This window comes from Nocardia sp. NPDC051756, from assembly GCF_040681495.1.
Lineage (GTDB): Bacteria > Actinomycetota > Actinomycetes > Mycobacteriales > Mycobacteriaceae > Nocardia.
Window position 1 is genome coordinate 93,874 of the sequence record NZ_JBFAYV010000001.1, and the last position, 14,194, is coordinate 108,067.

The 14,194-nt window shown below is 65.0% G+C and carries 13 protein-coding genes; 8 read left to right on the forward strand and 5 right to left on the reverse strand.

Going from position 1 to position 14,194, the window contains the following annotated elements; all coding sequences use genetic code 11:
* Positions 1 to 141: 141 nt before the first annotated feature.
* The 3 genes from AB0M22_RS00470 to AB0M22_RS00480 all read left to right on the forward strand — a co-directional run bounded on the left by AB0M22_RS00470 (position 142) and on the right by AB0M22_RS00480 (position 3,953).
* Positions 142 to 414, forward strand: a complete 273-nt coding sequence (locus AB0M22_RS00470) for a GlsB/YeaQ/YmgE family stress response membrane protein (protein ID WP_364721582.1) — start codon at positions 142 to 144, stop codon at positions 412 to 414.
* Positions 415 to 459: 45 nt separating this feature from the next.
* Positions 460 to 2,181, forward strand: coding sequence for a thiamine pyrophosphate-dependent enzyme (locus AB0M22_RS00475; protein ID WP_364719142.1), 1,722 nt, complete (start codon positions 460 to 462; stop codon positions 2,179 to 2,181).
* 164 nt (positions 2,182 to 2,345) lie between these two features.
* Positions 2,346 to 3,953, forward strand: a complete 1,608-nt coding sequence (locus AB0M22_RS00480) for an ABC transporter substrate-binding protein (protein ID WP_364719144.1) — start codon at positions 2,346 to 2,348, stop codon at positions 3,951 to 3,953.
* A 62-nt stretch (positions 3,954 to 4,015) separates the two neighbouring features.
* On the opposite strand, the gene AB0M22_RS00485 is transcribed toward AB0M22_RS00480, so the two are convergent.
* Positions 4,016 to 4,765, reverse strand: a complete 750-nt coding sequence (locus tag AB0M22_RS00485) for an SDR family oxidoreductase (RefSeq protein WP_364719146.1) — start codon at positions 4,763 to 4,765, stop codon at positions 4,016 to 4,018.
* Positions 4,766 to 5,462: 697 nt separating this feature from the next.
* On the opposite strand from AB0M22_RS00485, the gene drt4 reads away from it, so the two are divergent.
* From drt4 to AB0M22_RS00500, 3 genes are all read left to right on the forward strand, one after another.
* Positions 5,463 to 6,971 (forward strand): antiviral reverse transcriptase Drt4, encoded by a 1,509-nt coding sequence (gene drt4, locus AB0M22_RS00490; RefSeq protein WP_364721584.1) that lies wholly within the window; start codon positions 5,463 to 5,465, stop codon positions 6,969 to 6,971.
* 352 nt (positions 6,972 to 7,323) lie between these two features.
* Positions 7,324 to 8,055 (forward strand): helix-turn-helix transcriptional regulator, encoded by a 732-nt coding sequence (locus tag AB0M22_RS00495; protein WP_364719148.1) that lies wholly within the window; start codon positions 7,324 to 7,326, stop codon positions 8,053 to 8,055.
* Positions 8,056 to 8,255: 200 nt separating this feature from the next.
* Positions 8,256 to 9,434 carry an acyl-CoA dehydrogenase family protein gene (locus tag AB0M22_RS00500; protein WP_364719150.1) on the forward strand — a complete coding sequence of 393 codons (1,179 nt, stop codon included), beginning with the start codon at positions 8,256 to 8,258 and terminating at the stop codon, positions 9,432 to 9,434.
* A 1-nt stretch (position 9,435) separates the two neighbouring features.
* Here AB0M22_RS00500 and AB0M22_RS00505 read toward each other — a convergent pair whose 3' ends face one another.
* On the reverse strand, positions 9,436 to 9,930 hold the full coding sequence (locus AB0M22_RS00505) for a GNAT family N-acetyltransferase (RefSeq protein WP_364719152.1): 495 nt from the start codon (positions 9,928 to 9,930) through the stop codon (positions 9,436 to 9,438).
* A 150-nt stretch (positions 9,931 to 10,080) separates the two neighbouring features.
* On the opposite strand from AB0M22_RS00505, the gene AB0M22_RS00510 reads away from it, so the two are divergent.
* Positions 10,081 to 10,683, forward strand: coding sequence for a ClpP family protease (locus tag AB0M22_RS00510; protein WP_150402634.1), 603 nt, complete (start codon positions 10,081 to 10,083; stop codon positions 10,681 to 10,683).
* A 2-nt stretch (positions 10,684 to 10,685) separates the two neighbouring features.
* Positions 10,686 to 11,279, forward strand: coding sequence for an ATP-dependent Clp protease proteolytic subunit (locus tag AB0M22_RS00515; RefSeq protein WP_150402635.1), 594 nt, complete (start codon positions 10,686 to 10,688; stop codon positions 11,277 to 11,279).
* Here the strand turns inward: AB0M22_RS00515 and AB0M22_RS00520 are convergent.
* From AB0M22_RS00520 to AB0M22_RS00530, 3 genes are read right to left on the reverse strand one after another with little or no spacing between them, the layout of a single operon-like run.
* On the reverse strand, positions 11,276 to 11,671 hold the full coding sequence (locus tag AB0M22_RS00520; RefSeq protein WP_364719155.1) for a helix-turn-helix transcriptional regulator: 396 nt from the start codon (positions 11,669 to 11,671) through the stop codon (positions 11,276 to 11,278). The genes AB0M22_RS00515 and AB0M22_RS00520 overlap by 4 nt on opposite strands.
* A gap of 59 nt (positions 11,672 to 11,730) precedes the next feature.
* The gene (locus tag AB0M22_RS00525; RefSeq protein ID WP_364719157.1) at positions 11,731 to 12,471 is read right to left on the reverse strand and encodes a helix-turn-helix domain-containing protein; all 741 of its coding nucleotides are present in this window, start codon (positions 12,469 to 12,471) and stop codon (positions 11,731 to 11,733) included.
* Positions 12,468 to 13,976 (reverse strand): APC family permease, encoded by a 1,509-nt coding sequence (locus tag AB0M22_RS00530; RefSeq protein ID WP_364719159.1) that lies wholly within the window; start codon positions 13,974 to 13,976, stop codon positions 12,468 to 12,470. Before AB0M22_RS00530 ends, AB0M22_RS00525 begins: the two co-directional genes overlap by 4 nt.
* Positions 13,977 to 14,194: the final 218 nt, after the last annotated feature.

Sequence of the window (14,194 nt, forward strand, 5' to 3'; positions counted from 1 at the left end):
CCCCGGCTACCCGGCGAGGGCCCGGGCAAACGGTCAGCGAGTTTCGATGTGGTGAACCTCGCTGTGCTGCTTGGGCCGCGCTTCGGCGGGTATGACCGGCGCAGCGCGCCTTTCCAGGGTGCGAACGAACAGGAGGACATCATGCTGGGTCTCGGGATTATCGGGTGGATCATCATCGGCGGTCTTGCCGGGTGGCTTGCCAGCAAGATCATGAAGACGGATGCTCAGCAGGGCATTCTGTTGAATATCGTCGTCGGTGTGGTCGGCGGTCTGCTCGGCGGCTTCCTGCTGAAGCTGTTCGGCGTGGACGTCGAGGGCGGCGGGCTCTGGTTCAGTTTCTTCACCTGCATCGCGGGCGCCGTGATCCTGTTGTTCCTGGTTGGCCTGGTCACCGGCCGACGAGTCTCTCGATGACAGCGGCCGCCCAGCAGAACCGACTATGACGCGGAGGAGTTGAGGATGACCACGGTTGCGGAAATGATCGTCACTGCGCTGGCGGACGAGGGCGTCACCCAGGTCTGGGGTGTCGTCGGCGACGCGCTCAACCCGATCACCGACGCGATCCGTCGGGAGGATCGAATCGAATGGATCGGCGTGCGACACGAAGAGGTCGCCGCCTATGCGGCGGGCGCGCAAGCCCAGCTCACCGGCACCATCGGGGTGTGCGCGGGCACCGTCGGCCCCGGTTCGATCCATCTGCTGGGCGGTCTCTACGACGCCAAGAAATCACACGCACCGGTACTCGCGATCTGCGGGCAGGTGCCGACCTCCGAGATGGGCAGCGAGTACTTCCAGGAGGTCGACAACGACGCGGTGTTCCGCGACGTCTCGGAGTTCACCGCGACGGTCACCAATGCCGCGCAGATGCCGCGCCTGCTCGAACAGGCCGTGAACGCGGCGGTGTCCCGCCAGGGCGTCTCCGTGCTGACCATTCCGGGCGATATCGGTGGCCTGAAGCTGGACACCGATATCCGCCCCCGGTTCGTCGCGCGTGACCGCACGACCGTGCCCGGCGTGACCGAGATCGTGCAGGCCGCCGAGACGCTGAACAAGGCGGACAAGGTCACCTTGCTCGTCGGCATCGGCGCGCGGGAAGCCCGCGCCGAGGTGCTGCGGCTCGCCGAACAGCTCTCCGCGCCGATGGTGCTCACCATCAAGGCGAAAGAGGGCCTCGAACACGACAATCCGTATGCGGTCGGGCAGACCGGCCTGATCGGTAATCCCGCCGCCAACTCGGCGCTCGAGGACTGCGACGTGCTGTTCATGGTCGGCACCGACTTCCCGTATCGGGACTGGTATCCGACCGGCAAGACCGTCATCCAGCTCGACTCGCGGCTCGACCACATCGGTCGCCGCACCCCGGTCGACGTCGCGCTGGTCGGCCACACCGGTCCTTCGCTGCGCGAACTCCTCTCGAAGCTGGATACGAAGTCGTCCGACAAGCACCTGAAGAAGGCGCAGACGGAGTACCAGCGCTGGACCGGACTCCAGCAGCGCCTGGCCGAACCCAAGCACGACCGCAAACTCCTCGGCCGGATCCGCAAGCACCTGGACAACCCGGACCAGCTGATCCGCCCGGAAGCGGTGGCTGCCGCGGTCAACACGCACGCCGCCGACGACGCGATCTTCACCTCGGACACCGGCATGTCCACCGTGTGGCTGTCCCGATTCCTCAGCCTGCGCGGCTCGCGCCGGTTGATCGGCTCGTACAACTTCGGGTCGATGGCCAACGCCATGCCGCAGGCGCTCGGCGCGCAGATCCTCGATCGGGACCGCCAGGTCGTCGCCTTCTGCGGCGACGGCGGGCTGATGATGCTGCTCGGCGATCTACGCACCGCGGTCACCTATGACCTGCCGGTCACGCTGGTGGTGTTCAACAACGGACGCCTCGGCATGGTCAAACTCGAGCAGGAAGAGGGTGGCCTGCCCGAGTTCGGCACCGTGCTGGACAACCCGGACCTGGCCGCGGTCGCCGCCGCGATGGGTCTGGAATCGCGCCGGGTGACCGATCCCGAGGACCTGGACGAGGCGGTCGCGCAGGCCTTCGCGGCACGCAAGCCCGTGCTGCTCGACGTCGTCACCAATCCCGACGAGATCTCCATCCCCCCGAAACCGACCTTCGATCAGGCGTGGGGTTTCGCCATCGCCAAGGTCAAGGAGACCCTGGAGAGCCGGACATAACGGGCGACCGGCCGCGGTGACCTGCGGCCGGTCCGATCATCGGTGGATCCCATGACAACTGGTCTCGGAATGGTTACTGTCCGAGAACATTCCAAGGTGATCGGGATGGGGCGCGGTTTGTGCCCCGGCGCGTCCCGAGGGCCTGTTCGAAATCGGGAGAACGCGTGAGATTCACAAGAGCTGGTGCGCTGCTCGCGGCGGCGCTCATGGCCACAAGCCTGGGGCTGACCGCTTGCTCGTCGGACGACGGGGGCGATGCCGACATCGTCACGACCAATGCCGGCGAGCCACAGAATCCGTTGGTGCCCACCAACACCAACGAGAACATGGGCGGGCGCGTCGTCGACCGGCTGTATTCGGGGCTGAAGTACTACGACGCCAGCGGTGTCGCGCACGACGAGCTGGCGCAGTCGATCGAGACGACGGACCGGAAGAACTACAAGATCACCATCAAGCCGGACTGGAAGTTCTCCGACGGCTCCCCGGTGACCGCGAAGTCCTTCGTCGACGCGTGGAACTACGGCGCTCTCGGCAGCAATGCCCAGTTGCAGAGCTACGTCTTCGCGCCGATCGCCGGCTTCGACGAGGTGCAGGCGAAAGACGCCAAGGTGCAGACGATGTCGGGCCTGAAGGTGGTCGACGACAAGACCTTCACCGTCGCGTTGAAGCAGCCGTCCATCGACTTCGAGACCGAGCTCGGCTACGCGCCGTTCTACCCGCTGCCCGAGGCCGCGTTCAAGGACATGAAGGCGTTCGGTGAGAACCCGATCGGCAACGGCCCGTACAAGTTCGCGAAGAACGGCGCCTGGCAGCACAACGTGCAGATCGACCTGATCGCCAACCCGGACTACAAGGGCGGGCGCCCGGCCAAGAACAAGGGTCTGCGGTTCGTGATGTACCAGACCTTCGAGACGGCCTACGCCGATCTGCTGGCGGGCAACCTGGACACCCTCGACGTGATTCCGGACAGCGCGATGGCCAGCTACCAGAAGGATCTCGGCGATCGCGCGATCACCAAGCCGATCGCGTACAAGGCGGCCATCGGCATCCAGACCAACGCACCGCACTTCGGCGGCCAGGAGGGCCTGCTGCGACGCCGGGCGCTGTCCATGGCGATCAACCGAGAGCAGATCAGCCAGAACATCTTCCACGGTCTGCGGCTGCCCGCGCGGGACTTCACCGCCCGCACCCTGCCCGGGTTCAACGAGAACCTGCCCGGGGTTGAGGCGTTGCAGTACAACCCGGAAGAGGCGAAGAAGGTGTGGGCGCAGGCCGACGCCATCTCCCCGTGGTCGGGTACCTACGAGATCGCCTACAACTCCGATGGTGGCCACCAGGGCTGGATCGAGGCCACGGCGAACAGCATCAAGAACACCCTCGGCATCGAGGCCGTCGGCACGCCGTATCCGACGTTCAAGACCATCCGGGACGCAATCAACGCCAAGACCATCGGCAAGGCGTTCCGCTACGGCTGGCAGGGTGACTACCCGACCATGCTCCAGTTCCTCACCTCGCAGTACTACAGCTTCTCCGAGGGGAACAACGTCAACTACAACAGCCCGGAGTTCGACGCCCTGCTGAACGCCGCGTTGGCAGCGCCGACGCTGGCGGAGTCCTACAAGATCGTCGGCCAGGCGCAGGCGCTGCTGCTCAAGGACATGGTCGACATCCCGATGTTCGACTACGTGGCCGCGGCAGGCCGCTCGGACAAGGTCAAGAAGGCCGAGCTGGCCTGGAACGGCCTGTTCGACTTCGAAGGCATCGAGAAGTAGTCCTTACCCGGACCGCGAATGCCCGCCGGCGCACGTTGCGCCGGCGGGCTTTTCGTTTCGGATCAGCCCTGTGCTGTTGGTACGACGATCATTTCGGCGATGTTCACCCGCTTCGGGGCCGTGACCGCGTAGGCGATCGCGTCCGCGATGTCCTCGGCGACCAGGGTTCCGATCTCGCTGCGCCAACCGGCGAGGACGGACTTCTGGTCCTCATCGAGCATGCCCGCGCCGAGTTCGGTGCTGACGAAACCGGGTTCGATGGTCTTCACCCGGACGCCGCGCGACCCGAACTCGGTGCGCAGGTTGCGGGTCAGGTGCGCGACCGCGGCCTTGGTCGCGCAGTAGACGCCGTAGTTGGGAAACGCGACGTGCCCGCCGATCGAGCCGACGTGCACCAGATCGGCCCGCTCGCCGTTGCTCGCCGCGGCGAGCAGGTCGTCGATGAAAGCCCTTCCGGTGTAGAGCAATCCGTTGATATTGGTGCCGAGCATCTGCTCCCACTCGTCGGTCTGCGCCGACTCGAACGGGGCGCCGAGCATGACGCCCGCATTGGCGACCACGAGATCGACCGGCCCGAACGCCGCCCGCACGGTCGCCGCGGCGTCCCGCACCGACTGCTGCACGGCCACATCGGCCGTCACCGCGAGCACCTCGCCACCGATCTGGGCGGCCAGGTCTTCGAGCCGATCCTTGCGCCGCCCGAGCAGCGCGACCTTCGCGCCGTCTGCGGCGAGCCGCTGCGCGGTAGCGGATCCGATCCCACTGGAAGCTCCGGTGACGACCGCCACGCGGCCGCTGAGGTTGTTTGTCATGACCACAACATTCGCGCTGGTCAGCGCGCCCTGCCAGGGGGAGGAGTTCCTGGTAGCGAGAGGGCCACCCAGCCGGCCATGGGCTCGCTTAGGCTCGAAGGATGGATTCGGACAACCGATTGGGCGTCTTTCTCCGGGCTCGGCGCGAGCTGGTCCGCCCGGAGGATTTCGGGATGTCCGGCGGCGGGTGGCCGGGCTGCGCCGCGAGGAAGTCGCGATGTTGGCCGGCGTGAGATGTCGGTTACACACTCCTCGTGGTTGAGGTCGCCGGACCGCGATAGCCCGGTGGCGGGCGCACCGATAGGTGAGTTGCCAGTGCCTTCGGCCTGAGAAGCACTGGCTGAGACATCGGTTGTGTCAGTGGGCTCACGTACGCTGTTGGACTCAGTACCTCAGTCAAACTCCGAATAGGGTGGAAATCTTGTATCCGACCATTGAGTCGAGTGTCAAGAACGTTATAGCCGCTGCGCGGGACACCACGAAGAGACCAATGATCTCGCAAGCCAAGAATATTAGCCTAACGACCTAAGGTCGACCACTCGAACCGATGAGTGAGAGTCGAATTCAATGAATGAGCCTCATGTTCTTGATAGAGCATCGATAGAACCATTGTGTCTGCTCTATAGTCGAAGTTTCGAGCACATGTATTGAAGTAATTCGAGAGGAATCTGAGAGCCTGATGGTGAAACTCGGTGGTATGCGGTTCCGCATACCAATATCGATACAGGTGCATTCTAGCCTGCTGCGCTATAACTACCTTCCGGCTATGGGAAAGCGCCACGACGAAGTTCCGCCTTCTCTAAGTTCGGCAGCGCTGACTGTCAAAATTGCTCGTGAAGTGACTTCACGGTGCGGGCCAGGAAAGGGTATACGCAGGGACTTCGATGCCGTGCCTTATGAGGCGACCAGGTTCAATTTGGTGGCTAGGCGACTTTCCATTCCACACCCATTGCCGTACGTGCATCTGGTCGGTACAATCGCCCAGAATTGGGCTTCGCTGAAATTCTTATCCAAAAATAGTTATAGCCAATTTCGTCCCGCGAACCATGGGGACGGACGTTTGTTTGCGATGAACTACGGACAGCAGAAATCGCAGAACAATCTGTTTAATCGGTGGATTAGATTCGGAGCCGAGTATCGGGTATCTGCCGATATAGCCAACTTCTATCCGGGTTTCTACACACACTCGATACCGTGGGCGCTCGTCGGGCATCAGGTTGCCAAGCAAAATCGACAGCCAAGCCTTTGGTACAACGAATTGGACATGCGGTTTCGCAATTGTAATCGTGGGGAAACATTAGGGCTTCATGTGGGCCCTGGCACTTCTGCGCTGGGGGCTGAGATGGTTTTAAGTGCCGTCGACGAAACCTTGAAGAAATTAGGCTACAAGTATATTCGTTTTGTGGATGACTATGAATTCTACGCCAAGAACCGAGAAGAGGCCGAAGAGTTCATTCTTGATCTCTCTAAAGCACTGTCATCCTTCGGATTGAAGCTTAATGGGAGAAAGACGAGGGTCGAGCCTCTGCCTCTTCCTGGCAAACCCGACTGGATGCGCACTCTCATACCGCAAATTCCGAGGCCCACTCACTTTTCTCGATTAGAACCCTATCTTGAAGAAGCTCTGGAACTGGCTAAAACATCGCCCGACGGTAGCGTCTTAAAGTTCGCAATAGACGCAGTATTGCGAACGAAGGATATCGAGATCCGCGCGGATGAGATCCTTCCCTGCCTGTTTACGATCTGCTTCCATAGTCCAGGCTTGCTTCCGGAAGTAAGTCATATATTCGATATCAGCAATGCCGACGGTATCAATTATGCTGATGAACTAAATATGCTTCTTAAGAGACATGCTCGATTCAGGCGATCAGATGGTATGTCTTGGGTGCTTCACATCATGCGTTCGGAGGGGGTGAAAATAGAACAATCCGCGACTCAGGCTGTCATTGACTCAGCGGACTGCATTCCGATTCTCCTATTGCACCACCTTGGCCAGAGTAACGCCGTCGCAGCTGTTGAGAAGTATGCAAGAGACCTTCTGGCAGCGCCCGCAATCGGCTACGACATCGATAGAAATTGGATACTACTCTATGAACTATTTCGACAAGGGGTAATCGCTAATCCGTATCAAAATGACGCGAAAGATGTGGCAGCTAAAACTGCGTTCGATTTGTTAGTTCAACACAGGGTTAGCTTCCTCAGGTAACGCAACTGTTCTTGCGCCGCATGACGCTGTACTCGCCGGGGCGCTCGCAGTGAGTAGGGAGTACCCACTGGTGGCACGTGGACGGCTGGGTTGGACGAGTTGTGCGGTCGGGTGGCTGGACGTCTTCTGCGGGCGGAGCCGCGTCATCGGGCGCGGGCGTATTCGCGGGGTTTGCTGGCACGGTTGGCCGGAAAGAACGGCTCCGCTCCGGAGTCGGCTAGTGATTCTCAAGATGCGCGTGGCCCGCGGGTAGAGAATGAGCACCGTGCACGGCCATGCGACAGTGGTTTGCCATGCGGGATCATGCCGGTCCGGTTGAAGATTCGCAGCTCAGGCCATAGGGAGTTCGGAGGTGTCACCACTCACAGGGATGAGCGCCGACTATTACGTGCGGCTCGAGCAAGGGCGGGACAAGCATCCGTCCGAGCAGGTGGTGGCGGCGTTGGCCCGGGTGTTCGCGCTCGACGACGAGGGGGCCGCGCATCTGCGCGAGCTGGCCCGTCCGGTGGTGCGACGCCGGCGGGCGCCGCAGCGTCCGGAGCGGGTGAGCCCGGGGTTGCTGGCGTTGATGCGGGCGTGGCCGGACACGCCTGCGCTGGTGCTCGGCCGGCACCTGGATGTGCTCGCCGCGAATTCGCTCGCCGTCGCGGTCAATGCGTGTTCGGTGCCGGGGATCAATCAGGTCAGGATGATGTTCCTCGATCCGGAGGCGCGAAACATCTACCCGGACTGGGCGGTTCATGCCGCGGAGACGGTGGCGAGCCTGCGGGCGAGCGCGGGCGATCTCGACGATCCGCACCTGACCGAACTGGTCGGGGAACTGTCGTTGAAGAGCGAGGACTTCCGGCGGCTGTGGGCGCGGCACGACATCAAGGGGAAGACGGCGGGGCTCAAGCGGTTCGTCAATCCGATGGTCGGGGAGCTGCGGCTGTCGTACGAGACGTTCTCCGTGAACGGTGCGCCGGGGCAGATGCTGATTGCTTATCACGCGGAACCTGGCTCCGAATCGGAGCGGGCGTTGGCCCTGCTCGGCAGCATGGCCGCCACCGGGGAGCCGGTGCCCCACGCGGCGGTGCGGGACTAGTTGGTTCGGTCAGCGGTCCGGGTGCTGGTGGGGGGTGCGGCGGGTGGGGATACTTGATTGTGGGCGTGGCTGGTCCGCGTGGTGGATCTGTACCGTTGCGTCGGGAAGGTGATTCCCGGGGTCGCAGGCCGAGGTCGGGGCTAGGATTGGCGGGCGGGCAGGGGCGCGAATTCGATTGTGGCTGGACCTGATTGGGGGCGATGGTGACCGGAGAATCGACTACGGCGGCCGAACTTCTTGCCGCGGCGCGGGCGTTCGCGCCGGAACTGGCGACGCGCCGGCAGGAGATCGACGCGGCCCGGCAATTACCGCGCGACATCGTCGAACGGCTGCGTGCCATGGGCATCTACGCGATGGGATTCAGTGCCGAGCTCGGCGGGCCCGGGCTGACCTCGCTGGAGCAGATGGAGATTTTCGAGGCGCTGGCCTACGGCGACACCGCCACCGGGTGGTGCGCGATGATCGGGGCGGCGACCGGCATCTACGCCGGGTTCCTCGACAAACAGGCTCTCGCCGAGCTGATCCCGACGCGGGACCTGATCACCTCCGGACTGATCGCGCCCGCAGGCCGGGCGGTGCGGACCGACGGCGGCTATCGCCTGACCGGCCGCTGGAAGCTGGGCAGCGCGATCGATCACGCCGACCTCGTGGTCGCCGGAGCGATGATCTTCGACGGCGACGAGATGGCGATGGCCGACGGCGCGCCGATCGCGAAGATGTTCTTCATGCGCCGCGATCAGGTCCAGGTGTTCGACACCTGGGACAGCACCGGTCTGCGCGGCAGCGGAAGCAACGACTATGCCGTCGACGACCTCTTCATCCCTGAGCATCACTGCTTCGACTTCTACGAACCACGCGGCGGCACAGGCAAACTCAGCGAACCCGAGACCCTGGCCCGGGTGATGCCCGGCATCCCGCTCGGCGCGACACGGGCCGCACTGGACTACGTCCGCGAGCTCGCGCAGAGCAAGGTCGTGGCGACGACCGGGCAGAAGTGGGCGGACAACTATCGGGCGCAATACATTCTGGGCGAGTGCGAGATGGAGTACATCGTCGCCCGCGGCGCGGTGGTCGACAGTCTGCGCACGCTGTGGGATGCGTTGGACGAGAACCGGTTTGCCGATATCCCGGCGGACATCCGCATTCAGACGTTGCTGACCCGCACCCATTCCTACCGCGCCTGTCGCCACATCATTGCCCGCCTGTGCGAGCTGGTCGGCACCGAATCGGTGTACAAGCCGAACCCGCTCGACGTCTGGTTGCGCGATATGAGCACCATGACAACGCATCTCATGGCACACGACCAGATGATCCAAACGGCGGGCGCGTTCCTGCTGGGCGGGCAGCCGGAGTTCCCGCTCGTGCTCGGCGTGCGTTAGATCAGTCGACCCGTTTGACGTAGCGGTGGCACGGTACATCGATGGTGCCCGCCGGGCCGGGCGCGTCGAGCATGAACAGGCCTTCGTCGGACCAGCCGTTGTTCGCGTAGAACTTGCGGGCGCGCGCGTTGCCCGGCACGACGGCCAACCACGCTCGCTGATGGCCGTTGTCGCGTACCCGCGATTCCGCGGCCGCGAGCAGGATCGGGGCGATCCCGGAGCCGCGATGGCCGGCGGCGACGTAGACCTGATTGACCTCGTCGCCGAGCACCATCACGAACCCGGCGACTGCGTCGCCCACCGTCGCGACGGTGGTATTCGGGATGTATTGCACCGCACGGGTATCGAAGGATTCGCGGGTGCGGGCCACGATCAACTCATCGGGCACGTTCCCCAGATGCGCGTCGCCCCATCCGGCGTACCAGATCTCGGCGACGGTCGCCGCATCCGCCGGCCGCGCCGCCCGCAGCACCACCGCCGCAACACTGTCTACCATTCGCGCACTCTACGAGATGCAGCCGAAGATCCGCACCCCCTGCCGGGATTCGCGCCGGTCAGCGGCACCGCGATCGGATGCGGAAGGCCGTGCGTCTGCTGTCGGCAGACACCGGGGCATTTGCCGGTCCGCGGGCGATAGACCTGATGCATGATCGAAACATCGCACCTGGACTACCGAGGTCAACTAGCCGATCGATTGTTCCGCCATCGGACCATCCAACTGACCGGCGAGGTCGACGACGCGATGGCCGAGCGGGCCTGCACCGAACTGGTGCTGCTGGCCAGCGAGGACAACAAGCGCGACATCGTCATCTACATCAATTCGCCGGGCGGGTCCGTGCTCGCCGGGCTCGCCATCTACGACACGATGAAGCTGATCCCGAACGACGTGGTCACCGTGGCCGTCGGCTTCGCCGCGAGCATGGGGCAGGTGCTGCTCGCCTCCGGCACCAAGGGCAAGCGAATCAGCTTGGCGCACAGCCGGATCATGATGCATCAGCCGTCCGCGGGCATCGGCGGCACCGCGATGGACATCGCGATCCAGGCGGAGAACCTGGAGTACATGAAGCTCCAGTCGGAGCAGATTCTCGCCGCGGAGACCGGTCATTCACTGGAGGAGATCCGCACCGACAGCGACCGCGACCGCTGGTTCACGCCGGAGCAGGCGCGCGAATACGGCATCGTGGACGAGATCGCGGCCGGCTTCGCCCAGATCGCACCATTCACCAACGCACACCGAGCGGGGTTGTGACCATGTCCCAGTACACGATTCCCCATGTCATCGAACGCACGCCGAACGGCGAGCGCTCCTTCGATGTGTTCAGCCGGCTGCTCAACGACCGAATCATCTTCCTGGGCACCGAGATCGACGACGGCGTCGCGAATGTCGTGATGGCGCAACTGCTGCACCTCGAGTCGGAGTCGCCCGATCGCGAGATCAGCCTCTACATCAACTCCCCGGGCGGCTCGAACACGGCGATGCTGGCCATCTACGACACCATGCAGTTCATGCGGACGCCGGTCGAGACCTACGCCATGGGTCAGGCGGTGTCGGCGGCGGCGGTGCTGCTGTCGGCGGGCACGCCCGGGCGGCGTTACGTGCTGAACCACTCCAGGGTGCTGCTGCATCAGCCGTCGGCGCAGGGGCAGGGCACCATCTCGGACCTGGCGTTGCAGGCGGCGGAGGTGATGCGGATTCGCGCGCAGACCGAGGCCATCCTCAGCAAGCACACCGGTCAGAGCGTCGAGCAGCTGCGCAAGGACACCGCGCGCGATCGGGTGTTCACCGCGCAGGAGGCGGTGGAGTACGGCCTGGCCGACGAGTTGATCTTCACCCGCGACCGTTAGGCCGCCAGCAGTTGGACGTGGGCCTCGGAGACCGGGCGGCGGCGGAGCCGGCCCAGCGCGCCCAGCCTCCGTGCGCCGCGGAACAGCAGCGATTCGACCGGCAGGCCCAGCGCGTCGCAGATCGAATGCAGCATCTCCGAGGACGCTTCCTTGCGTCCCCGCTCGATCTCGGACAGGTACTGCTTGGACATGCCGACCTCGGCCGCGACCTCGGCCAGCGTACGGTCCTGATCCTGGCGTTCGTCGCGCAGCACCTCGCCGTAGACCGAACGCAGCAGCGGTGAGACCGTCGCCACCTCGCGCGGCTCGGGTGTCTCGACCCGGCTCCGGCGTGGCTCGCTCCGACGGTGCGCATCGAGATCGACTACGACGCCATTCTCTTCTGCTGCCATATCGACGAGTCTTACACCTCGCGCAACCGTAGCGGTCCATGTTCGCCCACGGCAGACAACTACGCCGCGACGAGGGTCAGCCGGGCGGCGCGGGCGCGCAACAGGTCGAGCAGGGCCGGGTCGTGCACGGCGATGCGACCGGTCGTGCCGATCGCGGCCAAGGCGCCGACCAGCGCACCGTCGTCGGCGTGCACGGGCACCGCGAGGGCGCTGCGGCCGACCCGGCATTCGTCGACCTCGGTGGCCGCGTTGGTGGTGGCGACCCGGCGGAGTTCCTCGGCCAGCCGGACGGCGGAGGTGATGGTCGTCGCGGTGACTCTGCGCAACGGACCGCCGGCGAGTTCCGGGTGCGCGGCGAGGAGCAGTTTGCCGATCGCCGAGGCGTGCAGATGCGTGCCGAGGAGATGTTCGCCGCCGAGTTCGTGGTCGGGGTCCTTGTCTATCAACCGAACTCGGTTCCCGGTGAACGCGGCCAGGTGAATGCCGAAGCGGATCTGGGCGCGCAGCTCGTCGAGGACGTGGCGGTTGTCCGCGGGCGGCGGTGCGGCGCCGGCGAGTTCGCGGGTGCGACGGCCGAGGGCGAAGCCGGACAGGTCCTCGATGCGCACCAGGTAGCCGTCGGCGACCAGCAGGTTCAGCAGCCGGTAGGCGGTGGCGGGCGGGATACCGGTATGCGCGGCAATGCTTTTCGCGGTGGCGCCGGAGCCGAGCCGGGCCACCGCCTCGAGCAGCGCCAGTGCCTTCTGCACGGCGCGCGGTTCGTGGCCGCTCGGCGCGCCGTCGCGGTGCTGGGTGGTCATGGCCCGCTGGCGTCGGTGCGCTGCGCGCCGACCAGGGCGATAGTGCCGCGCGCGTTCACGGCGAAGACCCCGGCGCCGGGTAGGACATCGGCCGATTCGGGACTGTCGAAAACTCCTATGGTGTTGAGGCTTCGGGGGTGTGCGTCGCGTAAGTAGCGGTGCCACAACAAGCCTGCCGCGGTCACCGAGACAGCGGTCGTGGCAAAGGCGAGAATGCTGCCCTGAGTGCCGAATACGAGCAGGGCAGCGAACATCGCGGCGATCGCCGTACCGCCGACCGTGGCGAAATAAGTGTCCCTGGGGCGTACTTCGTGGATCCGGCGCAAGAACCGCACCGATGCCGCGGCGACGAGGAGATAGGCGGCGGCGAGTGCGGTACGGACGATCATCTTCGCCTCGTTCGGCACACCGTCGAGCGCGAGGAACACCAGCTCGCCACCGGCCACGACGACCACTATCGCCGCGAGCGCGACGTGTGGGGTGCGCAGGCGCCGGTTCACGCGGGTGAACGCCCGCGGCAGCACGCCTTCCAAGCTCATCGAATAGATCAGCCGGGACGCGGCATTCGACGACGCCATCGATGACGCCAGCCACGAGCAGGTGAGGCCGATATCGAGCACGATGACCACGAGCGGACTCACCCCGGTCGCCGTGCCGTGTAGGTAGGCGTTGACCAGCACACCAGCCCGTCCGGACCAAGCGGCCCAGGCCGCGAAGATGAACAATGCGCCGCACAGGACCGGCGTGCACAGGACGGTGCGCGGCACCGTCACCAGCGGCCGCCGGGTCTCGGGCCCGAAGAACGTGGCGCTCTCGAACCCGGCCAGCGCGAACAGCGCCGACAATGCCACGAGCAGCACGCCGGGCCCGTCGGTGCTCGGCGACGTGATCGGTACTTCGCCCGGTGCGCCGGACAGCAGCATCAATCCGGCGATGAAGGTCAGCGAGCACGCCTCGACCGCGAGGATCACCACCGCGGCGAACCGCACCCCGCGCACGAGCGCACCGCCGATGGCCGCCGCGACCGCCAGATACACCGCCGCGACGCGCCACCCGTGCAGGTGAACGCCGAGCTGAGCCGCGACCGCGATCGCCGACTGCCCGCCGAAATACATCGTCAGCGCCGCACTCCCGAGATATTTCACCAGCATGCCGACGCCGCAGGTCAGTGCCGCCCGAGTACCCAACCCCTGGAACACGAACGTGTACAGACCGCCGGACGCGGCCAGCCGCCGGGCGAATTGCGCGACGCCGCCGGCGATCAGCGTGGTCACCACCGTCGCGACGACGATCGTGATCAGCCCGGGCAGCAACGTCTCGTGGCTGAGCATGGTGACCGGCAGCAACACCATCGACGCGGCCGGCGCGGTCGTCGCGACCGACTGACCCAGCAACTCGGCGCCGGACAGCTGCCTGCGCCCCAGGGCGCGCAACGGTGAAACCGCCGGGCGCTCCGGCTCACCTGCCGAAAAGGACCGCGCGACGGCGTCGGCCAGAGCAGTCATCCGCCACACCTCCCACACACCTGGTGCGGTGAGGCTATCGGCGGCGCGTTTCGCGGATATTGCGGTAGCGCTTCGGTTGTCCGTCGGCGAGTGGGAAATACCGGCGGCCCCGCTCCCACTCGACGATCGGTGAATCGTTGCCTCGCCGTAGCGGCCTCGACTCGCGTCCGTCCGACGATTTTCCCCAGCACGGACATCTCGGCGGATGGAGCTCGAAT

Bases quoted from the DNA above. Each gene is read 5' to 3' on its own strand.
- AB0M22_RS00470 (WP_364721582.1), top strand. From the start codon at position 142: ATGCTGGGTCTCGGGATTATCGGGTGGATCATCATCGGCGGTCTTGCC.
- AB0M22_RS00475 (WP_364719142.1), top strand. From the start codon at position 460: ATGACCACGGTTGCGGAAATGATCGTCACTGCGCTGGCGGACGAGGGC.
- AB0M22_RS00485 (WP_364719146.1), bottom strand. From the start codon at position 4,765: ATGACAAACAACCTCAGCGGCCGCGTGGCGGTCGTCACCGGAGCTTCC.
- drt4 (WP_364721584.1), top strand. From the start codon at position 5,463: ATGCGGTTCCGCATACCAATATCGATACAGGTGCATTCTAGCCTGCTG.
- AB0M22_RS00500 (WP_364719150.1), top strand. From the start codon at position 8,256: ATGGTGACCGGAGAATCGACTACGGCGGCCGAACTTCTTGCCGCGGCG.
- AB0M22_RS00505 (WP_364719152.1), bottom strand. From the start codon at position 9,930: ATGGTAGACAGTGTTGCGGCGGTGGTGCTGCGGGCGGCGCGGCCGGCG.
- AB0M22_RS00510 (WP_150402634.1), top strand. From the start codon at position 10,081: ATGATCGAAACATCGCACCTGGACTACCGAGGTCAACTAGCCGATCGA.
- AB0M22_RS00515 (WP_150402635.1), top strand. From the start codon at position 10,686: ATGTCCCAGTACACGATTCCCCATGTCATCGAACGCACGCCGAACGGC.
- AB0M22_RS00520 (WP_364719155.1), bottom strand. From the start codon at position 11,671: ATGGCAGCAGAAGAGAATGGCGTCGTAGTCGATCTCGATGCGCACCGT.
- AB0M22_RS00525 (WP_364719157.1), bottom strand. From the start codon at position 12,471: ATGACCACCCAGCACCGCGACGGCGCGCCGAGCGGCCACGAACCGCGC.
- AB0M22_RS00530 (WP_364719159.1), bottom strand. From the start codon at position 13,976: ATGACTGCTCTGGCCGACGCCGTCGCGCGGTCCTTTTCGGCAGGTGAG.